This is a genomic window from Flavobacterium sp. KACC 22758, assembly GCF_028736135.1.
Lineage (GTDB): Bacteria > Bacteroidota > Bacteroidia > Flavobacteriales > Flavobacteriaceae > Flavobacterium > Flavobacterium johnsoniae.
Genome location: NZ_CP117878.1, coordinates 766,425 through 788,541, shown reverse-complemented (window position 1 = coordinate 788,541; position 22,117 = coordinate 766,425). Strand labels below are relative to the sequence as shown.

The window sequence follows — 22,117 nt, the reverse complement described above, 5'->3', positions numbered from 1 at the left end:
AGATTATTCAAATTTTCGTTTTACAAACCAAATCCCGTCTAAAGATAAATTGATAGATAACTTGTGATAATTTTCTTTGATTAAATCATTCGCAATTCTTCCTTTTTGTCCGTAAGAATACGAAATATTTAAAGCCGAAAAAGTGTTTTCAATTGGCAGTCTGATTCCAATAGAAATTGATGCATCGTTAACTCTTTTGCCATCAACTTCCAGATAACCGGTATCAAAATTAGCCCCGGCAGAATATTGCACCCTGTCCCAATATTTTCGGAAATTTCTCTTTTCATTAAAATATGTAAGACCAAAGGCAAATCTGTCCTGATTGACAAACTCTCCGTATAAATCAGACTGTTTGGTGTCTTTCCATAAACTCTTCTGATAGTCAAATGTCGTAGTCAGGACTTTCTTAAACTTTTTACTGATCCCCACCCCTATTTCTGAAGGCAGATAATAATCATCAACATCTGATGCCACATCAGTTTCAATAGCATTGTAAACATCATCAGTAATCGTTTCAACAGTTTGTATTTTTGAACTCTTAATTTGTGCCGGCAGTTTAAACGTTGCCCCAATAGTAAGTGTTGAATCAATTTTATACTGCATTCCTAAAGTAGCACGAAGACCGTTATAATCTGTCTTTTTATGAACATTTGTAATCGAATTTAAAATCGAAAATGTTCGGTCATCCACAACATTCCCAAACAGCAAAGCTGCAGAAGCTCCTACCGATAATTTTTCAGTTACACGATATCCGTATGAAAAATCAAAATTATTCAATCCGCCTGAGCCTCCCGCCGTTAAATAATATGATTCATTACTGTCTGCTATAGGCAGTTTCAAATTTGAAATCTTGTATGATGCGCTTGAATATGGACGCAGTGCAACGCTGAATCCTGATCTTTTAGTAATAGGAAATGCAAAAGCAAGATGCGAAAACTGAAAATTATTACGCTTCTCGCTTCGGGAATTATTTTGATAAGTTGTCGCAATGGCTTTTCCACCAACATCCAGCATAAAATGATTAAGAGGCATTGATCCTAATGAAGCCGGATTCAGGTTATTAATAAAATTATTGGATGGCAGTGCAATTCCAGATGATCCAATTGAAGGAATTGAACCAAAATCAGAATCGTATAAACTTCCCACGCCATATAATGAATATGGAGAACTTGATATACTTTGTGAAAACGAAGTAAGCGACATTAAAATGAAGCAGCTAAAAAAAACTATTTTATTTTTCATTTAATATGAGATGTAATAAACCTTAATTTGAATTTTATTTTGCGAATGCTTTTGATCTCCCAAAACAAGTCTGTCAACTGATTTAGATATTCCTGGTAAGGTTAAAATTAATGCAGACCTGGAATCAGAAGCTTTCAGCATTTCTTTCTGTAGAAAATTCCCTAACGGTATTGTATATCCAATGTTTTCATTGAACTCATCGCTTTTTTTATTTAAAATTCCATAAACAGAGTTACCAGCGGCATTGAGCAAAGGACTGCTGATTCTGTTTAAATTATCTCCCACATAAACCTTTAAGGAATCAGACAGCGGATATTTATCGGAATACGAATTATTAACCGGTTTTAAGAACAGCTGTGCATCTACAATTGCTCCATTAGCAGAAATGTATTTAAGCTGTTTTATATTTGGGAAATCAATCCTGCAGGCCACTCCTGTGCCAGATTGAATAAACCCCTGCTTATTGGTCTGCGAACTCGAAAGCCTTTGGGTAGAAATGGGTAAATTTTGAATTATTGTTCCGGTTTTATCAAGCGAGACAGAATTAAACTGTTTAGAAATATCTGCAATAGTAAAATCTAAAATAAGCGAATCATCATCATTATCAGCTTGATATTTAGAATAGTACAACCTTACTTTGCTTGTTGAAACATTAAACCCAATTGCACTTGATGAGTTAGTTCCGGACGGCACTAATACAAGTCCTTTTAGATATTCTGTAAAATTGTCAAAACCTGTAATTTCTCTTTTTTTGATTTTCTGAAAAATATCTTGCCCAAATGCGTCGCTCATTCTAATATTAATCGAATCCTTCTCTGTTGGTCTGGGTTTATATGAAATTGTCCCCAGAACTTCATCACTGTAAGTCAAAGTAGAATTATTATAAAAACTTTTATCATCTACGTTTGGTTTTACTTTTTGAGTTAAACGATGGATGTCGAATTTTTGAACCTGAGTTGTATCACCATAATAATAGTTATCGTATTTTAAAATCATCGAAATCGAATCAAAAACAAAATTAACCGCTTCGGTATCTGATCCTGAATTACTCAACGAATACGAACTGCCGGAAATTTGAAAATAGCTGTTTGATTTTATTTTGCCAAAAATTGGATCATCGTAATTTCCAACTAAAATTCGGCTCTGGCTTGAAGTTACCAGCGAATCAAAATTTATTGTAGACATTTCAACCGTAACGGTATCAACCATTACAACTTTATTATTGAGAGCAAGATAATCTGATCCAACAACGAACTCGCCGGCATCTGTATCAGTACCGCATGAAAATATAGTAAACGCAAAAAACAGCATTAATAAAAACTTGCCCATAATCAATTTTTTTGGCAAATATAAAAGGCGCTATTCTGCACTTCACTATAACATATACAGGCAAGCATATTTCGACTATAAATGACGCTAAAACATCTACAGTGCATTAACTGCTTTCAATATTAGATTCAGCCTTAAAAAACGGGATTTAGTCTATCAAAAAGCGTCATACATATATCTTCTTTTTTTTAAAACCTTCGTCAGCCTACTTTTGAGCCAATAAATAAGCAATGAAAATAAGGTTTATAATTTGTTCCGTTTTTTTAATGTCAATATTAAGTATGAAAGCTCAGGAAAAGTTTTCGGTTAATGTAGATTTAAAAACAGAACCTACTGATAAAGTTGATTTTAATGAAACAAATGCGGGAGTATTTTTTAGCCGAACAATAAGTTCTAAAAGCAGTATAAAGAATACATTATCGTATACTAATTTGAATTTGAGTTACGATAAAGACAGCTTTAAAAGTATAGACCAGTTACGTCAGATACAGGATAAGTTTGAATTTTCTCATGAAATACTAAATGCTGTAAAACTAATTTTTTCGCTTACGCCAACAGCAAATTTCCAGCACAATTTAGATTTTTCTGATTTGTCGCTTTTAGGAAGTTTTGAAATCAGCAGACAGCTGAATTCAAAAACGACTTTAAACATAGGAGCCTCCAGAACGGCAATTTTTGGTAATCCGAAATTCCTGCCTGTAGCTTCATTAAATTATAAAATAAACGAAAATGCAAATTTGCTGGTTGGTTTTCCAGATTCAAAAATTTCATATTCAAATAACATCCGAAACAAGTTTAGCCTGAACAATAGTTTTAATGGAAACTTTTACAATTTAGATGTTCAGAACAATATAAATAACAATGCTGTAAAAGCAGTTCTTTCGCAAATGACGACATCATTTGAATATGAAAGAAATGTCGAAAAAAACTGGTTTTTGAATTTCAAAGCCGGATATAATTTTGACAAAAAATATAAACTTACTGACAGTAAAGACCATATCGTTCATGATTATAATATTGGCAATGGATATGTTTTAGGAATAGGGATCAAATACAAACAATAAAATAAATTTTAAACACTATGAATAATTTAAAAAAAGGAATATTATTCGCCGCCCTGTTTTCGGGCCTGTTTTTTGTAAGCTGCAGCAACGATAATGACGATGATGATTTGGTAGGAAACTGGATTAAAAAATCAGCGTTTGACGGTCCGGCAAGATCTAGTGCGACAAGTTTTGTAATTGGAGATTATGCTTATGTAGCAACAGGCTACACGGGAGATGAATATTTAAAAGACCTTTGGGTTTATGATTCAAATGGGGATTATTGGGAACAAAAAGCCAATTTTACAGGTATTGGAAGAAGTTCTGCTTCTGCTTTTACACTAAACGGAAAAGGTTATATTGGTCTTGGTTATGACGGAACTAACAGATTAAAAGACTTTTATCAATACGATCCGTCAAACAACAGCTGGACTCAAAAAGCTGATTTTGAAGGAACAGCACGTTATGGTGCAGTAGGTTTTCAGGCAGCTGGCAAAGCTTTCTTTGGAACCGGTTATGACGGAAATTATCTTAAAGATTTCTATCAGTATGATGATACAGCAAATACATGGACTCTTGTAAATGGATTTGGCGGTAATAAAAGACGTAATGCAACTGTATTTGTAATTTCAGACAAAGCTTATCTGGTTACAGGAATAAACAATGGTGTATATCAGGAAGATTTTTGGGAGTTTGACCCGGCTGCTAATACCTGGACAAGAAAAAGAGATATTGATAAAGATACAGATGATGATTACTCTTGGAATGATGACTATGCAATTACCAGATCAAATGCTTCTGGTTTCTCAATGAATGGATTAGGATATGTTGTAGGTGGTGAAAATATTAAAACTGCCTGGGAATACAACCCTTCTACAGACCTTTGGACAGAGAGAACGGCTATGGAAGGTGCTACAAGAACCGATGCAGTTGGTTTTGCAATTAACAATCGCGGGTTCTATTTATTAGGAAGAGTAGGTTCATCTTACTTTGATGATGTTTGGGAATTTAAACCGCAAGACGAACAAAGTGACGATGACAATTAATACTATTACACAATTCTTCTGGAGTAAAATCCAGAAGAATTTACTGCTTTTGTTTCTTGTTTTATCAATTGTTTCCTGTACTAAAAAAGAAGTACTAAAAACCGAAACATTTAAAACTGATACCGGCTGGGGGTATTCGATTTCTTACAAAGAAAAAATCATTATTAAGCAGTCGATTATCCCGGTTATAAATGAAAACAAAAGTTTTTCAACACAAGAAGATGCTTTAAAAACCGCTGGTTTAGTTGTTTCAAAACTCAAACAAAACTTATCCCCATCGGTAACCAAAAATGAATTAATTTTATTAAAAATAAAATTATAATGACGATAGATACCATTAAAAATACGAATTCAAATAAAATCTTATTCCATTTTATGATTTGGCTTTTCTTTATCCTGACTTCTTTAATTCAGTTTTACGAAAGTCCATTTAGGATCAATAATGATTTTTATGCACAATGGATAAGCGGTATTTTACTGTTTTATTTGAACTATTTTTATTTGGTTCCTGCTTTGCTTTTACAAAAAAAATACTGGCAGTATTTTGTATTTGCATTGGGTATTATTGTCATTTTTATGGTCATTAGAATAAATTATTTTATTCCTGAATTTAGACATTTAAGACCAGATAATATTGCTCCGGCAAGAATGATCCCCAGAGATCCTCATTTTTTACCAGAAGGAAAACATTTTAGAGTAGAAATGAGACAGCCGTTGTTTTTTAAAATCGGTCCTTCATTTTTTTACATTTTAATCCTTACAATAAGTGCCATTATCAGAACCCTGACAGAGTTCTATAATAATCAGCAAAATAAATTAATCGCCGAAACACACAGAACGAGTACCGAATTAATATACCTGCGTAAACAAACCAATCCGCATTTTTTATTCAATTCATTAAACAGTATTTATTCTCTGGCGCACAAGAAATCTGATTTGGTCCCTGATGCCATCGTGACATTGTCTGAACTAATGCGCTATATGCTGTATGAAACAGATAATAAAACGGTGGCTTTAGAAAAAGAAATCAATTATATCCAGAATTATATTGATTTACAAAAACTGCGGCTTAACAACATCGAAGACATTTATATAAATGTACATGGCGATACTAAAAACAAATTTATCGAACCATTGCTATTGATATCTTTTGTTGAAAATGCTTTTAAGTACGGAACTGACTATAAGGGCGCCGCGCATGTTAAGATCAAAATTTTCATTTCTGAAAATGATCTTGATTTCTGGATTGAAAATACGATTGAAAATTATGTAAAAGATCCTGACAATTCAGGAATTGGACTGGTAAACATTCAAAACCGACTTGATTTACTTTATCCAAACGCACACGAACTAACTATTAACCAGGATAATCAATTTTACCGAGTGCATTTAAGTCTAAAATTAGATAAAATTCAAACCGCAGTAAATTAAACAAATGTGATTATGGACAGAAAAAAATTTATCCGAAATGGTCTTTTAGGCATTACCGCTTTGGCCGGTGCTTCTAAATTATTAGAATCCTGTTCTACAAGCGACAATGATGACTCAGACACAAACTCGTCTGGAGACGGAAGCTGTGTTGTTTCTCCCGCAGAAACAAAAGGTCCATTTCCTATCAAAACACCAAGTCAGCTGGTTTTAGAAAATATAAAATCAGACCGCGTGGGAGTTGCGCTTCTTATCAATTTAAAAATTGAAAATAAAAACAATGATTGTGCGCCTCTTTCTAATGTTTTAGTCGATGTATGGCATTGTGACAAAGACGGAAATTATTCTGAATACGGCGGTACACAAATGCAGCAGACAGATTATACCTCGGTTCATTTTTTAAGAGGAAGACAAACTACAAATGCAAGCGGTGAAGTTTCATTTATATCTATTTACCCAGGCTGGTATCAAGGCAGAGCACCTCATGTACATGTTGAAGTTTTGTCAGGCAGTGGTTCGTCTTTATTAGTAACTCAGATTGCTTTTCCTGAAAACATTTCCAGCGAAGTATATTCGAGCACTAATTATGCTTCTCATGGCCAAGCTGATACTTCGAACACAAAAGATAATGTTTTCTCAGACAGTCTTTCAAGCGAATTGGCAACGCTGACTGGAAATTTAACTGACGGATATACTTTAACCAAAACCATTACGGTAAACGGTTAATTTTAGAAACAACCAGTATTTTATGATAATTTTAAAACTTAATTTACTGGTTTAAAACTACTTTTGACTGCCAAAACAATTTAAAACTTAATTTCCAACAAATGAAATGTGTAATTATAGATGATGAACCTTTAGCAGTTGAACTATTAGAAGATTTTGTCAAAAAAGTAGATTCACTCGAATTAGTCAATACTTTTAATAACGCTATTGATGCCGTTTCATTTATCAATCAGAACAATATTGATTTGATTTTTCTGGACATTCAAATGCCTCATTTTTCTGGAATTGAGTTTATAAACACTATCGAAAAAAAGCCTTTAGTAATCTTTACAACTGCTTATTCTGATTATGCTGTAGAAGGTTTTAATCTTGGTGCTGTTGATTATTTAGTAAAACCAATTCCGTTTCACCGCTTTTTAAAATCGGTTGTTCGAGCGCAGCAAATTAATAATCCCGCTGCTCCTGTTCAGGCCGTTTCAGAAAATGTTCCGACTCCAGAAGTTGAACAGGATTTTATGTTTGTTAGAGCTGAATACGAAAATGTAAAAATGAATTTTTCAGATATTTTATTTATCGAAGGTTTAAAAGATTACGTAAAAATATACACTACAGATAATAAATTTACACTGACTTTAATCAGCTTAATAAAACTGGAAAATCTGCTTTCGAATAAAGGATTTTCGCGAATCCACAGATCTTACATCATCAATATAAAACATGTAAAATCGATTCAAAAAAATAAAGTTTTAATCAGCGACAAACGAATTCCAATAAGTGAAAGCTATAAAAATGCTTTCTTCGAGAAAATCAATTTATAAGTTTATAAAAACTCCAAAATAATCCCGATAGCTATCGGGACCAAATTCCAATAAAGCATTAATACTATTGGAATTTGTATTTTATTCTTCGTTTTTAAACCATCCAGAATACATTACATAATTGTTCGAAATACGTTCGATTTCACCTGCAAAATCAGATTGGTCAATGTCTTTTACTTTTTTAGCTGGAACACCTGCAAAAATAGTCCCCGAAGGAACAACCGTATTTTGAGTTAAAACTGCTCCGGCTGCAATAATCGAATTACTTTCAACAACGCAGTTATCCATTACAATAGCGCCCATTCCTACTAATACATTGTCATGAATCGTGCATCCGTGTACAATCGCATTATGACCAATTGAAACATTATTTCCTATAATAGTTGGATGTTTTTGGTAAGTGCAATGAATTACGGCTCCATCCTGAATGTTTACTTTGTTTCCTATTTTAATAAAGTGAACATCTCCGCGAACCACAGCATTAAACCACACGCTGCAAGAATCACCAAAAGAAACATCGCCGACAATTGTTGCATTTTCAGCAACATAACAATCTTCTGGTATAGAAGGTGCTTTTCGGTTTACAGATTTAATAATCATAACAAATTTTAATTAACTGCAGGGCAATTACAATCGTAACGCTCTTTTCTGCAAAATAAATTAATTCCTAAAGTAATCTGGTGATAACCGCCAGTATCAAATTTTACATCTCCCGTAACTTGAGAATAAGTATAAGCAAACATAAAGTTTTTAAAATTAACGCCTACTATTGGCGTAATGTATTGCAATTTTTGAGACGAAACACCGCTCCCTGAACTATACTGTGCTCCATCAAAACTTCTTCTATACGATAATGCAGCCCACAAACTTCCAAAATCCATATTCTTGTACGCTTTTAAATTCAAGTCGATAGATTTTTGCTTGGTCTGATCAAAATATTGAAATAAGATAGAAGGTTCCCAGGTAATTTTATCTCTTTTTCCAAACACATATCCGGCACTAAAAAGAAATTTTCTCAAATTGTCACTTTCATAATCTGTATACAGCTCTCTTCTTGTTTCAAGAACTCCCTGAACCGTGGCATGTGCATAAAAATCAAGAAAATTATACGATGCTCCAATATCTAAATTAAAATAAGAATCTTTTTGAATGGAACCAAAAACAATAGGATCGAAAACATTTCCGAATTTAGTTTCATCTAACTGATTCTGAATCAATCCCCCGCTGATACCAAAAGAAAGCTGATTCAAATCGAGTTCGTCTCTCGAAAACATAATATGGTGTGCATACGTAAGTTTTACTCCTTTTTCTGAATGGTAACCGTTTTTATCGTTAAAAACAATAATTCCGGCACCAGAACGCTCTCCTACTCTTCCGTTAAAACTTAAAGTCTGAAGCGACGGCGCATCTTCCTGACCAAACCATTGTTTTCTTGCTGTTAACCTAATTTTTGCACAGTTAGCGGCACCCGCCATTGAAGGGTGAATCAAGTAGTAGTTATCCGATAAGTAATCTGAATAAACAGGAATTCCTTCTTGTGAATAGGTAAAGAACGAAGTAATTAAAAAAACAAATAAAAACTTGATTTTTAATTTCATGATGGTTAGTTAGTTTATATAATTTTTGTGCTCTTACTAATTTCGTACGAATTATTTGAAAAGAGTCTTAATTATTTTATTAAAAAACCAAATATAGCCATAAGTAGAAAATAACTTTAGTAAATTTGCAAAAAATTACTGCCATGACAAAAATCACTATAAAAGAAACTCAAAATCCAACGATATTAAAGTTCGAATTTGAAGATTTTATCACTCAAAATCAAAGCTTTGAATTTAAAAATATTGACGAAGCACAAGCATCACCTTTAGCACAGCAATTGTTCTATCTTCCGTTTGTAAAAACAGTTTATATTTCAGGAAACTTCATTGCAATCGAAAGATACAGCATTGTAGACTGGGACGATGTAAAAGATGCCGTTGCAGAACAAATTACATCATTTGTAGACAAAGGCGGCGTTATTATAAAAGTTGACGAAAATAAGGCTAAAAAACAGCCTATTACAGTTTATGGAGAAACAACTCCAAACCCTGCTGCTTTAAAATTTGTAGTAAGCAGAATGTTGACCAGAAATGCGGTTGAATACAAAAATATCGATCAGACTGCTTCTTCTCCATTGGCACAGGAATTATTTAAATTTCCTTATGTAAAAGAAGTATTTATTGATGAAAATTATATTTCTGTAACCAAATACGAAATCAACGACTGGCAGGAAATTACCTTAGAATTAAGAACATTCATCAAACAATTTATTGAAAACGGAGGAACTGTTTTAGATGAAAGCTTAATTCAGACTGCAACAAAAAATGATGTTACAAAAGACGAAGCTTTTGACAAGCTGGACGTAACTTCTCAGCAGATTATCAACATATTAGAAGAATATGTAAAACCCGCAGTTGCGGCTGATGGAGGAAATATTGCTTTTGATTCTTATAATGAAGATGACAAAACTGTAAAAGTGATTTTACAAGGAGCTTGCAGCGGTTGTCCTTCATCAACATTTACTTTAAAAAGCGGAATCGAAAATATGCTGAAAAGTATGCTGAATGATGAAGCTATTAAAGTTGAAGCTTTGAATGCATAAAACATTTAATACATTATAGAAAGCGTCTCAATCGAGGCGCTTTTTTATTTAGGAATAATTATTGAAAGGTATTAACACATAGAGACATCAAGACTATTTAGCAATAAATGCTCCAGCGCAGCATAATATTTACAGCAATTATGTACCCGTGATTTCAAGCTCCAGAGGAGCGAAACATATATTATATAAAATATGCCGCTCCTCTGGAGCTTTTCATGCATGGAAATAAATTATCCTATAAATATTATGCTCCGCTGGAGACTTTTGTTTCTATGTGTTTAAAATTAAACCAAACTAATTCGTTATCAATTAATTATTCTAAAATTTAATTGTAATTCTCGAAAAACAATTAATATTGTATTCTAAACCAACCAAATCAAAACCATGGGATTAACTTCATTTTTTACCAATTTATTTGGCTCTGCAAAAGAAAAAACTACCGATTTTGCTATACAGTCAGAAACTACTGTTGAAGAAATTAAAGACGCCGCAGAACCTATACTTGAAAATGCTGCCGATTTAATCAGCGATGTATTTGATTCTATAAAAGAAGTACTGTCAGAAAACACCAATTCTGATTATGAACTTGTTCCCGAAACCGTTGTAGACGTAAGCGAAGATGCTGTAACTGATTTTGATTCTGAAGAGTCAGAAAAATAAGCAGCTTCTGAATTAAAAGATAATTATTTTATATTTGCAGCAATCAATACACCTTCTCTATTGAGAAGGTTTTTTTAATTAAAATAATGTACATCAATCCTGAACAATTAAGCAGTTACGCGGCGAAATTTATTAATCTTTTAATTGATTATTCGCCAAAATTAATCTCAGCATTTCTAGTTTTATTTGTTGGTTTATATGCCATAAAATTCATCAACAGAATTATTAGAAAAATAATGGAAAAGAGAAATCTGGATCCAACATTAACCAAATTTCTTGCTGATATTTTACTATGGGCTTTACGAATTTTATTGTTTGTAACCTTTATTTCAAACCTCGGAATCGAAACTTCTTCATTCGTAGCCATTTTAGGAGCTATGGGTCTTGCAGTTGGTTTATCACTGCAGGGATCACTTTCTAATTTTGCCGGCGGTATGTTAATTATCGTTTTTAAGCCTTTTAAAGTTGGCGATACGATCGAGGCTCAAGGTGTTATAGCAACGGTGCTGGAAATTCAAATTTTTGTTACCAAAATGCTTACCGGAAACAATCAAACTGTTTTTGTTCCAAATGGAGCTTTGTCAAACGGAACAATTATTAATTACTCTATGCAGGGAGAAAGAAGAGCTGATTTAACTTTTTCAGTTTCTTATGATTCTGATATTAAGAAGGCAAAAGATATTCTTTTGGAGGTTTTAAATAAAAATCCAAAAGTGCTTCAAAAGCCTGCTCCGGAAGTTTTTGTTAAAAATTTATCGGCAAGTTCTGTAGATTTTGCAGTGCGTCCGTGGGCGAAGAATGCTAATTATGGAGCTGTTTTTTCTGAAACGCTCGAAGATTGTAAAACAGCTTTAGATCAGGCAGGAATTTCTGTTCAGCCTTTTACACTTCAAAAATAAAAATGGATTACTGCTTTTTAGGCAGTGTCATCATAAAATCTTTTAAATAATAAGGTTCAAAGTAAGCGACATCAACGGTGTCGCTTTTTTGATACTTATCGTAACTGATTTTACTCATTTCGTTTGCCGAAGGATATTTGATTTCTTCTAAAAACACAAAGTTATCTTTAGTCAAAACAGGCTTGCATTTCTCGGCACAATCTCCCACGAAATAAAGTGTTTCTTTATATGATGCAAAAGAATCTTCTGTAATAATTTCTGCCTGAATTGTTCTTTCTACTTCTAAATCTGCATTAAAAATTTCGCTGTAAACTTCCATTCTTCTGGCATCAAGCATCGGAACAATTTTTCCTTCAGAGATTTTAGCTTTAGAGGCCAGAGTCTGCAAAGTATCTACCGCTATTAAAGGAATATTTAATGCATAACACAATCCTTTTGCTGCCGAAACTCCAATTCGTAACCCGGTATAAGAACCTGGCCCCTGGCTTACTGCAACTGCATTTAAATCCTGAATTGAAACTCCGGATTCTGCAATAACTTCTTCAATAAAAACATGAAGTTTTTCGGCGTGCGAATATCCTTCTTCTGCAATTTCTTTACAAAGAATAGTTTCTCCATTTTTTGCAATTGATACTGAACAATTTTTGGTTGCTGTTTCGATATTGAGAATAAAAGACAATGTGTATGATTTTAAAATTAATTATTTCAGGCTGAGAGAAAACTTGATTCTGCTCAGCCTGACAAATATATCTTATTTATTTTTTAGGAGCGTCAGCTTTTTTAAGTTTAACTTTATCTCCAGAATTTAGTTCTTTAGAAACGGTTGTGTAAGGCCCAGTAATTACTACATCTCCAGATTTTAATCCAGACATTACTTCGATATTAGTATCATCCTGAATTCCGGTTTTAATAATTCTGATTTTGGCTTTGTCACCTACTTTTACAAAAACACACTCAAATTTTTTATCGCTTTTTGGAGTTGTTTTTTTCTCATTTGGATCGTCAACTTTAAAATCTTTAACAGCTGTTGTATCAGATTTTACAACTACAGAACTAATTGGCACTGCCAAAACATTGTTTTTAGTTGTTGTAATAATATCTACTGTAGCTGTCATTCCAGGTCTAAAAGGCGAATATGCATCTGGCTTTCCTTCTAATAAATCCTGATATGATTCTTTTAAAATACGAACTTTAACTTTAAAGTTTGTAACCTGATCTGATGTTAAGGTAGTGCTGGCAGAATTAGAAATACTGGTTACTACTCCTTTAAATTTCTTTTTTAGGTAAGCATCAACTTCAACATTTGCTTCGTCTCCAATTTTAATTTTTACGATATCATTTTCATTAACATCAACTTCAACTTCCATGTTGTTAAGATTGGCAACTCTTAAAAGTTCTGTTCCGGCCATTTGCTGTGTTCCTAAAACACGCTCTCCTAATTCTACATTCAATACTGAAATAGTACCATCGGCAGGAGCATAAATTGTGGTGCGTCCTAAATTATCTCTGGCTTCTGTTACAGATGCCGAAGCACTTTGAACATTGTAATATGCATTTTGTTTTGTTGCTTTGGCAACTTCGTATGTCGAAACAGCTTTATCCCAGTCTGACTTTGAAATCACTCCTTTGTCGTATAATGTTTTATTACGTTCGTAATTGGCTTTAGCTTCTTTAAAACTGGCTTCAGATTGTACTAATCCGGCTTTTGTTCCAGATAAATTTGCTACAGATCTTTCTAGTCCTGAAGTATATAAATCAGGGTTTATTTTTACTAATAAATCACCTTTTTTTACAACCTGGCCTTCTTTTACATTTAACGCAATAATTTCACCAGAAACCATTGATGAAAGTTTTACTTCTATTTCCGGCTGGATTTTTCCGGTAGCCGAAACAGTTTCAACGATTGTAGAAGCTGTTACTTTAGAAACTTCAACTTCTTTTCCTTCATCTTTATTTCCTATTACTCCTGCCTTAGAAAGACTTACTAATAATGCAATTAGAACTAATGCCCCGCCAACTGAGAAGTAAACTGTTTTTTTTGACATAATAAATTATTTTGTAATAACTGGAACAATTGGAATTCCGAAATAGAATTCAAGTATTTTAATTTTAAACATGTAATCGTATTTCGTTCTAATAACGTCTGATTGTGCATTTGTAAGCAAAGTTTGCGCTTGTGTAAAATCAAATGAATTCATTAAACCAACATCGTACTTTTCTTTAGCATAATTATAGGCCTGCTGTCTTGCTTCTAAAGAAACTGTTGCAGATTCATAGGTATTTAAAGCACCTTTTGCATCTGTAAAAGCAGTATAAACGTTACGTTGCAAATCTAAGCTTTTTTGTTCCAAATCTATTTTAGATTTTTCTAAACTTACTTTGTTTCTTTCAACATTATTTCTGGCAGAAAAACCATTAAAGATTGGCACACTTAACTGAAATCCAAAATTGTGTCCTTTATTATCACTAAACTGAGTTAAAACGGGATCTGGACCAACGTAAATTGGATTTCCTGCTGCATCAGCTCCAATTAGTCGGTCACTGTAACTTGCACTTGTGCTGAAAGAATAGAATCCTCTTAAAGTTGGCTGATAAGCTCCTTTTGCAATTGAAACATTTTTCTCGGCAATTTCCAGATTAGTCTGTGCTAATTTTAATTCCGTTCTAATTTCTTTTGCTTTATTGTAAATATCAATTGGCGATTGTGCCATGATATTGTTTTCATCTTTGGCATTTGTATCATCTACTACATCAAAATCAGCAAACTCTTTTAATTGTAAAAGCTGCGCTAAACTCAATTTTGAAATTAGTAAATTGTTTTCAGAAACTGTAATATTTTGTTTATCTGTTGCAACAGTTGCTTTTAAATCAAATAAATCACCACGCGGAATTGTTCCGGCATTAACCATTTCCTCAGAACGTGCAAGACGTTTTTCGTCAATAGCTAATTGTTCTATTCTTACTTTTAAATTTTCTTTATTAGATAAAATCTGCAGAAAAGCGTTGGCTACATTCAGAGAAATATCTTCCTGCATTTTCAACAATTGATATTTTGATGCTACAATAGCAAGTGAAGCTCTTCTATATGCATTTTGATTTTGCAGACCTTTGTAAATATCAACATTGGCATTTACTCCTAATGAAGAATACTGTGTAGTCTGCGTAGTTGCAATGTTGGTAACCGGGTTAACGTTCAAACCAATATTCCAAGAGTGTGAAGCATTTCCGTTTACTGTTGGCAGATAACTTCCCAAAGCACCTCTTTTATCAATATCTGCTGTTTTTACATCAAGTTCAGACAGCTTAATCGTGATATTGTTATCTAATGCGTATCTCACACATTCTTCTAAAGTCCATTGTTTTGCTTGTGCCTGGCCCGATAATCCAAAACCGAACAGCATGGCAAAAACAAGACTATTATATTTATTTATTTTCATATATTTTGATTGATGGCGCAGTCGATGCTGCACAAATTTAACATTTTTTAAAACCAAAAAACTCTTTACGATTTCAATTATTTTTTCTCTTTTTCATCGATCAAACCCTGATTCCAGATTTTAATTTTATCTGTGTTTTTGATCCCGCTTTTTACCTGAACGTAGATTCCGTCGCTTACACCTAAAACTAAATCTCTTCTTTCAAATTTCTGAGGTGTTGTTTCAACTTCTACATAGGGTTTTTGAGTTTTTTTGTCAAACTGCACTAATGATTCTTTTATTGCCATAACTTTCTCGGCTTTTTCAAGAATAATAGAAGCATTTGCACTTAATCCGGCTCTAATAAATGTTTCGTCTCTATTTTCTAATCTAGCTTTTATTTCAAACTGAATTGCTCCGTTTTCTGTAACTCCTTTTGGTGCAATATCAGTAAGAACTGCTTCAAATTTTTTGTTTTCGATAGCACCTACAGTAATTTCAATTGGCATTTTTTCTTTGATTTTACCCACTTCAGATTCGTCAATTTTTCCAATAAAAATCATTCTTCCCACATCGGCAACGCTTGCTATTGTAGTTCCTTCATTAAAGTTATTACTTTCAATAACCTGATTTCCTACTTTTACCGGAACCTGTAAAACCATTCCGTTTACTGTAGAACGAATCAAAGTATTCGCATAACTTCCTAACGACGAAGTTGTTCCTGTTTTTACAATATCTAAACTTTGTAATGCTGATGCATAGTTTTGTTTGGCTTGTTTATAAGCTAATTGAGCTGCATCAAAATCATTGGCAGAAATTACATCTTTTTCAAAAAGTGTTTTTTGTCTTTGATAGATTTTCTCCTGATTGTCTAAAGCAATTTTAGCAGTTTGTACTTGATTTTGAGTACTGCTTACATTAGATACATTGGCTACAACTCTAATTTTAGCAATCATATCACCGGCTTTGATTTTTTCTCCGGCTTTAATATAAACCTGCTCAATAATACCTGAAATGTTCGGTTTGATTAGTACCTCTTCATCAGGCTGAATGTTACCAGTAGCAATTGTATTTTTTACTATTGTTTTGATTTCTGCTTTCTCCGTTTTAAAAACAATTGGTGATTCCTGATTCTTCGCATACAAATAGTAAAGTGCGCCAAAAAACACTACAGCAATTAAAATTAAAATGGTTACGGTTACTCCTTTTTTCATTTTGTTTTCGGTTTAATCGATTATTTTTTTGATTGATAATTTATTCTGTTCGCAAAGCGTCTACAGGCTTCACATTAATTGCGGTCTGCGCCGGAATAAATCCTGCCAGCAAACCTGATCCTACTAATATTATTAAGGCTACAAATACAACTCCCAAATCAACACTTGGATTGGCAAACATGGTATCGTTTCCTGGCGGCATTGAGTCCAATACCATATTTAAAATCGCAATGATTCCGGTTGCTACAGCAATTCCTAACATTCCTGAAATGATTGTTAAGAAAATAGATTCAGATAAAATCTGTCCTCTAATTGCAGCTGGTGTCGCTCCCAAAGCTCTTCTAATTCCAATTTCTTTGGTACGCTCTTTTACTACAATCAGCATAATGTTTGAAATTCCGATTACTCCGGAAATCAAAACTAATGTTCCTACGAAGTAAGCAATGATTTTTAGAATATTAAATAAACTCTGTACTTTATTGAACTGTTCGTACAAGTCGAAATTTCCAACCGCTCTGTCATCTGTAGGATTTACAGAATGCAGTGCTTTTATGATTTCTAAAATCTTTGGTTTCAATTCTGTTATCGAAGTTTCATCTCTAGCTGTAAGCGCCATCCATCCTACTTTATCGCCATAATTAAACGCCTGCTGAAAAGTGGTAAACGGAATAAAAATATTTTTTTGTTCCTGTTCTGCATTTCCGCCCTGTTGTTTGGATTTGTAAACCCCGACAACCATAAAATTTATACCGTTGATTTTAATATAAGTGCCGACAGCTTCTTCTTCTTTTCCATATAATTCGCTGATAACTCCTTTACCAATTACAGCAACTTTTCGTTTTTCCAGAATATCCTGCTGATTTACAAAACGTCCTTTTATAATATCCATTGGCTGTTGTTTAATCAGCTCAGGATAATCTCCATAAATCGTAAAAGCCGAAGTTTTTGTACCTCGAACTACGTTATTTGTTCCGTTAAAATCGCCCAATTGATTTCTTGGCGAAACATATAATAAATCTGGTATTGCTGCTTTTAATGCCGTAACATCGCTGTTTCTAAAATCGTAACGACGGGTTTTTGGAAGTCCTTTATAAGCTTTTGATGTTGTCTGGCTCCACATAAACATAGTGTTTGTGGCAATACCATCAAAACCTTTTTTAATACCGTTTTCCAGACCATTACCAGCTGCAAGTAATATGACCAAAATGAAAATTCCCCAAAAAACACCAAAAGCCGTCAGAATAGTTCTGAATGGGTTAGCCGTTAAGGCCTGTAAAATCTCGTCCCAATTATCTTTTTTAAACATAATTATTCGTCTCTAAGTGCTACAATAGGTTTAATTTTGGCTGCTCTGTATGCCGGGAAAAATCCCGCCAGAGCACCTGCAAACACAAGTAAAAATAGTGTTGTTAATGCCACGCTGAAATCTACTTCCGGATTTCTAAAATATTCACTCTGAACCATCGGCCCAACAAATTCTAATAACAGCAGACTTGCCAAAAGCCCGACAAATCCGGCAATAGTGGTAATAAAAATTGATTCGTGAAGTATCATAGCAATAATCGAAAACGGAGAAGCTCCTAAAGCTTTACGAATTCCAATTTCTTTTGTTCTTTCTTTTACGATAATCAGCATGATGTTACTTACACCAACAACTCCGGCAATAATGGTACAAATACCAACCCACCAGAAAAACAGCCTGATGTAAAGATTTAAATCATAAAACTGCTTTGCATCTTTAACAGAATTATAAACTCCTACTCCGCCATCATCATCAGGCGCAACCATATTTTTGCTCTTTAATAGATCTTTTAAATCCTGTGTAAATTTTTCTGATTGTGCCAAAGCTTCATCATAATTACTTGTCTTTTTTAAAGTAAAAAACAAATTGCTGATTTTATCTCCGCCTCCAAAAGTCCTCTGTACAGTTGTTAAAGGCAGGTATGCTCTGGTTTCTTCTCTTTCTCCTCCCGGATCTGTAAAAACGCCAATGACTTTAAAACTGATATTGTTAATTAAGATTTCTTCGCCTATCGCATCTTTATCTTTAAGCAAATCATTTTTTAATTTCATTCCAATAACCGCAACCTTTTCGTTGTTCTGCAAATCTTTACTATTTACATAACGTCCCTGAACTATTGTCAGGTTTTCGATGCCGCCATAATCAGGATCTACACCCCTAAACTGATAACTTCCTGATTCTTTTCCATAAGAAAAAGATTGCCCCCAATAATTTTGTGTTGAGGCTCTTAAATCTAATTTATCTTCAAATTTTTGAGTAGACTGATTGTAATCACTATTTCGAAACTGAACCTGTCTTCCTGGATTCAATCCTTTATATTCTTTTGTAGTTGTACCAGACCAGACTTCGATAATTCCGGCAGCGTCTCTTTCAAATTGTTTTTCAATACCATTTTGAAGCCCTTTTCCTGCTCCAAGCAAAATCACCAAAATAAAAATCCCCGATGCTACCGAAATTCCCGTTAGAAACGTTCGCAGTCGGTTTTTAGAAATGGCTTCAAATATTTCCTGCCAGCGCTCAATATTAAACATAAGATGAAGCTCTAACTTGTTCTACTAATTTATCATCGATAATTAATCCGTCTTTCAGGACCACATTTCTTTTGCACATTGCGGCAATATCAGGTTCGTGTGTTACGATTAAAATCGTTTTGCCTTCGTCATTAATTCCTTGAATTAACTCCATAACCTCATAAGAAGTTTTAGTATCTAAGGCTCCTGTAGGCTCATCGGCAAGCAAAACTTTGGGATTAGATGCCAATGCTCTTGCAATTGCCACACGTTGTTTTTGTCCTCCAGAAAGTTCGTTGGGCAAGTGATGAGAATGCGATCCTAGACCTACTTTTTCAAGATATTTCATTGCAATTTCATAACGTTCTTTTCTCTTTACACCTTGATAATACAAAGGCATTGCAACGTTGTCTAATGCAGATTTATAATTTATTAAATTGAAAGACTGAAAAACAAAACCCAGAAATTTGTTTCTGTATTTTGAAGCTAAAGTTTCGTTCAGTTTTTTAATTGGGGTTTTGTCTAAAATATAACTACCAGAGTCGGCCTCGTCAAGAATTCCTAAAATGTTAAGAAGCGTAGATTTTCCAGATCCCGATGATCCCATAATGGCTACTAATTCACCTTCGGCAATATTAAAATTTATTCCTTTCAACACATGCAGCTCCGAACTTCCCATTTTATAGGATTTGTGCAAATCTTTGATTTCGATCATGATATTGTTAAATTTTTAAAACAATAATAATATTTTTTATAAGTAAATTATGATAACAAAACGTTAATAATTTTATCATAGTTTTTAAATAAGACGGTGGTTATTATCAAATGTTACACTTTATGAGAATAATTTAATTGTTTTCTTAATTTTGCTTGACTTTAAAAAAATCATAATTATGAAGTTTTTTTCAAAAATCTCAATGTTTGCAGTAGCTGCGGTGTTTTTAAGCTGTTCAACAACACAAAAACTGGAAACACTTAAGCCAGAACCAGATGATGCAAGTCCTTTAGTTTACGACGCAAGCCCGTCATTTATTAATCTGCCTATTACAGTTAAATTAAATGATATTGAGAATCAAACCAATGCAATTTTAAACGGATTGATTTATGAGGATAACGACATTGAAGATGACGATATTCAAATGAAAATCTGGAAACAGGGACCCATAAAAATCCAAAACGATCCGGCTAATCCAGATAAAAAGATCAAAACGATTCTCCCTTTAAAAGCCAATATTAAATACCGAATTGGTACAAAAAAACTTGGGGTTGAACTTTACGATACCCGCGAGTTTAACTTAAACGGAGTTATTACATTATCCAGCGATGTAGCTTTAACCAATTGGAAATTAAACACTAAAACAGAATTTAAATCTTTAGACTGGAGCGAAAGCCCGACAATGACGGTTTTTGGGAAAAACATGCCGATTACGTATTTGATTAATCCGGCAATTTCAATTTTCAAATCAAAACTGGAACATAAAATTGATGAAGCAATTGAAAAATCAATGGATTTTAAACCGAATGTTTTATCAGCTTTAGAAAAAATCTGCACGCCGTTTCAAATGAGCGATACTTATGAAAGCTGGCTGAGAATTGTTCCTGTTGAAATTTATTCAACAAATGCAAAGCTCAAAAATGATTCATTCTTACTTGAAATGGGAATGAAATGCAACATGGAAACCATTGTAGGCAAACAACCGGAATCTAAGTTTAATGCCAGCAAAATTGTTTTGAAACCAGTTACTAAAATCCCAAATCAGATTTCCGCCAATATTGCAGCAATTTCCAGTTATGTCGATGCTTCTAAAATTATGACTAAGAATTTTGCCGGACAGGAATTTGGATCAGGAAGTAAAAAAGTGACCGTAAAAAATGTTTCAATCTGGCATAAAAACGAAAAAATGATTATTGCTCTTGATGTTTTAGGATCTATAAACGGAACATTGTATTTAAACGGGATTCCGCAGTATAATGCGCAGACAAAAGAAATTTATTTTGACAAACTCGACTATGTTCTTGATACTAAAAGCAAATTAATGCGCACTGCAAACTGGCTTGCACAAGGTTATGTTTTAAGAAAAATGGAAGAAAGCTGCCGCTATTCTATCCAGCCTAATTTAGAAGAAGGCAAAAAAAGCATGGCATCTTATCTTAAAAATTATTCGCCAATGCCTGGTGTTTTTGTAAACGGAAAAATGGAAGATATTCAGTTTGATAAAATTCAGTTAACCAATCAGGCAATTATAGCTTTTATCAAAATAAACGGAACTGTAAATGTTTCTGTAAACGGATTAAAATAAAAAAAAGGCAGAATAATTATTCTGCCTTTTTCTTTTTCGATTGGTACATTCTATAAATTAGATACCCTATTATTGCTACAAGTAAATACGGGATTATCATTAAAAAAACGATTCCATCGTTTACTGCTTCTGCTTTTTTTACGTTTGAATCTCCTGCAAGCGCGGCGCGGCACATTGCACACTGAGCGTTTGCTGCAATTCCAACTAAGAACAGACAAATTCCAAAAACCAATTTTTTCAATTTGGAATTTGGAGTTTGAAAATTTGATATTTTATTTTTAGTATACATAGTAAGGAGAAATCATTAAATAAACTACAACTCCTGTAACCGCAACATATAACCAAAGCGGAAAAGTAATTTTAGCTATTTTTTTGTGTCTGTCGAATCTTTGCGCAAGTGCCCTAACATAAGTAATCAATACTAATGGGATAATCGCAATAGACAATAAAATATGAGTTAATAAAATAAAGAAATATACATAACGTATAATTCCTTCACCGCCAAATTTAGTCGAATCTGACGTCATGTGATACGCAACGTACATTACTAAAAACGCTACAGACAACGCAATCGCAAAAGTCATTAATCGTTCGTGTAATTTAAGTTTTCCGTTTTTAACAGCAATTACAGCCCAAACTAAAACAATGGCTGTAATACCATTTGTAGTTGCATAAATTGGAGGCAGAAATGAAAGCGGTTCAACGTTAATTCCGAAATCTTTTAATTTAATTCCAAAAAGGATTGCTACAACAACCGGGATAATAATTGAAACCGCAACAATAAATTTATTGTATTTTTTTTCTAATGAATGATCTTCCATTT

The 22,117-nt window shown here is 33.4% G+C and carries 23 protein-coding genes; 10 read left to right on the top strand and 13 right to left on the bottom strand.

From position 1 onward, the window contains the following. Positions 1 to 3: 3 nt before the first annotated feature. Positions 4 to 1,242 carry an OmpP1/FadL family transporter gene (locus PQ462_RS03430; RefSeq protein ID WP_274252365.1) on the bottom strand — a complete coding sequence of 413 codons (1,239 nt, stop codon included), beginning with the start codon at positions 1,240 to 1,242 and terminating at the stop codon, positions 4 to 6. Next, the gene (locus PQ462_RS03425; protein WP_274252364.1) at positions 1,243 to 2,571 is read right to left on the bottom strand and encodes a DUF4270 family protein; all 1,329 of its coding nucleotides are present in this window, start codon (positions 2,569 to 2,571) and stop codon (positions 1,243 to 1,245) included. Positions 2,572 to 2,852: 281 nt separating this feature from the next. On the opposite strand from PQ462_RS03425, the gene PQ462_RS03420 reads away from it, so the two are divergent. The 6 genes from PQ462_RS03420 to PQ462_RS03395 all read left to right on the top strand — a co-directional run bounded on the left by PQ462_RS03420 (position 2,853) and on the right by PQ462_RS03395 (position 7,632). Beyond that, positions 2,853 to 3,635 (top strand): DUF6268 family outer membrane beta-barrel protein, encoded by a 783-nt coding sequence (locus PQ462_RS03420; protein ID WP_274252363.1) that lies wholly within the window; start codon positions 2,853 to 2,855, stop codon positions 3,633 to 3,635. A 17-nt stretch (positions 3,636 to 3,652) separates the two neighbouring features. Then, complete coding sequence (locus PQ462_RS03415; RefSeq protein ID WP_274252362.1) at positions 3,653 to 4,660, top strand: Kelch repeat-containing protein; 1,008 nt, start codon at positions 3,653 to 3,655, stop codon at positions 4,658 to 4,660. After that, a complete protein-coding gene (locus PQ462_RS03410) occupies positions 4,650 to 4,982 on the top strand; it encodes a DUF4907 domain-containing protein (RefSeq protein WP_274252361.1) in 333 nt (110 codons plus the stop codon). The genes PQ462_RS03415 and PQ462_RS03410 overlap by 11 nt, the downstream gene beginning before the upstream one ends. Beyond that, entirely contained in the window at positions 4,982 to 6,091 is a 1,110-nt protein-coding gene (locus tag PQ462_RS03405) for a sensor histidine kinase (protein ID WP_149205511.1), read from the top strand. Before PQ462_RS03410 ends, PQ462_RS03405 begins: the two co-directional genes overlap by 1 nt. Before the next feature lie 12 nt (positions 6,092 to 6,103). Then, complete coding sequence (locus PQ462_RS03400; protein ID WP_274252360.1) at positions 6,104 to 6,814, top strand: dioxygenase family protein; 711 nt, start codon at positions 6,104 to 6,106, stop codon at positions 6,812 to 6,814. A 101-nt stretch (positions 6,815 to 6,915) separates the two neighbouring features. Further along, the gene (locus PQ462_RS03395) at positions 6,916 to 7,632 is read left to right on the top strand and encodes a LytR/AlgR family response regulator transcription factor (protein ID WP_274252359.1); all 717 of its coding nucleotides are present in this window, start codon (positions 6,916 to 6,918) and stop codon (positions 7,630 to 7,632) included. An 81-nt stretch (positions 7,633 to 7,713) separates the two neighbouring features. On the opposite strand, the gene PQ462_RS03390 is transcribed toward PQ462_RS03395, so the two are convergent. Together PQ462_RS03390 and PQ462_RS03385 are read right to left on the bottom strand one after the other, a co-directional pair. After that, entirely contained in the window at positions 7,714 to 8,232 is a 519-nt protein-coding gene (locus PQ462_RS03390) for a gamma carbonic anhydrase family protein (RefSeq protein WP_274252357.1), read from the bottom strand. Between the two features lie 8 nt (positions 8,233 to 8,240). Next, positions 8,241 to 9,230, bottom strand: a complete 990-nt coding sequence (locus PQ462_RS03385; protein ID WP_012023753.1) for a PorP/SprF family type IX secretion system membrane protein — start codon at positions 9,228 to 9,230, stop codon at positions 8,241 to 8,243. Between the two features lie 143 nt (positions 9,231 to 9,373). On the opposite strand from PQ462_RS03385, the gene PQ462_RS03380 reads away from it, so the two are divergent. From PQ462_RS03380 to PQ462_RS03370, 3 genes are all read left to right on the top strand, one after another. Continuing rightward, positions 9,374 to 10,273: a NifU family protein gene (locus tag PQ462_RS03380; RefSeq protein ID WP_012023752.1), complete on the top strand. Its 900-nt coding sequence runs from the start codon at positions 9,374 to 9,376 to the stop codon at positions 10,271 to 10,273. A 384-nt stretch (positions 10,274 to 10,657) separates the two neighbouring features. Beyond that, complete coding sequence (locus PQ462_RS03375; protein WP_274252356.1) at positions 10,658 to 10,933, top strand: hypothetical protein; 276 nt, start codon at positions 10,658 to 10,660, stop codon at positions 10,931 to 10,933. A gap of 86 nt (positions 10,934 to 11,019) precedes the next feature. After that, positions 11,020 to 11,832 (top strand): mechanosensitive ion channel family protein, encoded by an 813-nt coding sequence (locus PQ462_RS03370; RefSeq protein ID WP_012023750.1) that lies wholly within the window; start codon positions 11,020 to 11,022, stop codon positions 11,830 to 11,832. A gap of 7 nt (positions 11,833 to 11,839) precedes the next feature. Here PQ462_RS03370 and tsaB read toward each other — a convergent pair whose 3' ends face one another. From tsaB to PQ462_RS03335, 7 genes are all read right to left on the bottom strand, one after another. Further along, complete coding sequence (tsaB, locus tag PQ462_RS03365) at positions 11,840 to 12,511, bottom strand: tRNA (adenosine(37)-N6)-threonylcarbamoyltransferase complex dimerization subunit type 1 TsaB (RefSeq protein WP_274252355.1); 672 nt, start codon at positions 12,509 to 12,511, stop codon at positions 11,840 to 11,842. A gap of 76 nt (positions 12,512 to 12,587) precedes the next feature. Next, a complete protein-coding gene (locus tag PQ462_RS03360) occupies positions 12,588 to 13,877 on the bottom strand; it encodes an efflux RND transporter periplasmic adaptor subunit (RefSeq protein WP_274252353.1) in 1,290 nt (429 codons plus the stop codon). Positions 13,878 to 13,883: 6 nt separating this feature from the next. After that, complete coding sequence (locus PQ462_RS03355) at positions 13,884 to 15,269, bottom strand: TolC family protein (RefSeq protein ID WP_274252351.1); 1,386 nt, start codon at positions 15,267 to 15,269, stop codon at positions 13,884 to 13,886. A 77-nt stretch (positions 15,270 to 15,346) separates the two neighbouring features. After that, on the bottom strand, positions 15,347 to 16,462 hold the full coding sequence (locus tag PQ462_RS03350; RefSeq protein ID WP_274252350.1) for an efflux RND transporter periplasmic adaptor subunit: 1,116 nt from the start codon (positions 16,460 to 16,462) through the stop codon (positions 15,347 to 15,349). Between the two features lie 40 nt (positions 16,463 to 16,502). Further along, a complete protein-coding gene (locus PQ462_RS03345) occupies positions 16,503 to 17,768 on the bottom strand; it encodes an ABC transporter permease (protein ID WP_274252349.1) in 1,266 nt (421 codons plus the stop codon). 2 nt (positions 17,769 to 17,770) lie between these two features. Beyond that, the gene (locus PQ462_RS03340) at positions 17,771 to 19,015 is read right to left on the bottom strand and encodes an ABC transporter permease (protein WP_012023744.1); all 1,245 of its coding nucleotides are present in this window, start codon (positions 19,013 to 19,015) and stop codon (positions 17,771 to 17,773) included. Continuing rightward, positions 19,008 to 19,709 carry an ABC transporter ATP-binding protein gene (locus PQ462_RS03335; protein ID WP_012023743.1) on the bottom strand — a complete coding sequence of 234 codons (702 nt, stop codon included), beginning with the start codon at positions 19,707 to 19,709 and terminating at the stop codon, positions 19,008 to 19,010. The genes PQ462_RS03340 and PQ462_RS03335 overlap by 8 nt, the downstream gene beginning before the upstream one ends. Positions 19,710 to 19,887: 178 nt before the next feature. On the opposite strand from PQ462_RS03335, the gene PQ462_RS03330 reads away from it, so the two are divergent. Further along, positions 19,888 to 21,294, top strand: coding sequence for a DUF4403 family protein (locus PQ462_RS03330; RefSeq protein ID WP_274252348.1), 1,407 nt, complete (start codon positions 19,888 to 19,890; stop codon positions 21,292 to 21,294). 16 nt (positions 21,295 to 21,310) lie between these two features. On the opposite strand, the gene PQ462_RS03325 is transcribed toward PQ462_RS03330, so the two are convergent. Both PQ462_RS03325 and PQ462_RS03320 read right to left on the bottom strand, forming a co-directional pair. Next, entirely contained in the window at positions 21,311 to 21,535 is a 225-nt protein-coding gene (locus PQ462_RS03325) for a hypothetical protein (protein WP_443135208.1), read from the bottom strand. A gap of 37 nt (positions 21,536 to 21,572) precedes the next feature. Further along, complete coding sequence (locus tag PQ462_RS03320; RefSeq protein ID WP_012023740.1) at positions 21,573 to 22,115, bottom strand: DUF420 domain-containing protein; 543 nt, start codon at positions 22,113 to 22,115, stop codon at positions 21,573 to 21,575. Positions 22,116 to 22,117: the final 2 nt, after the last annotated feature.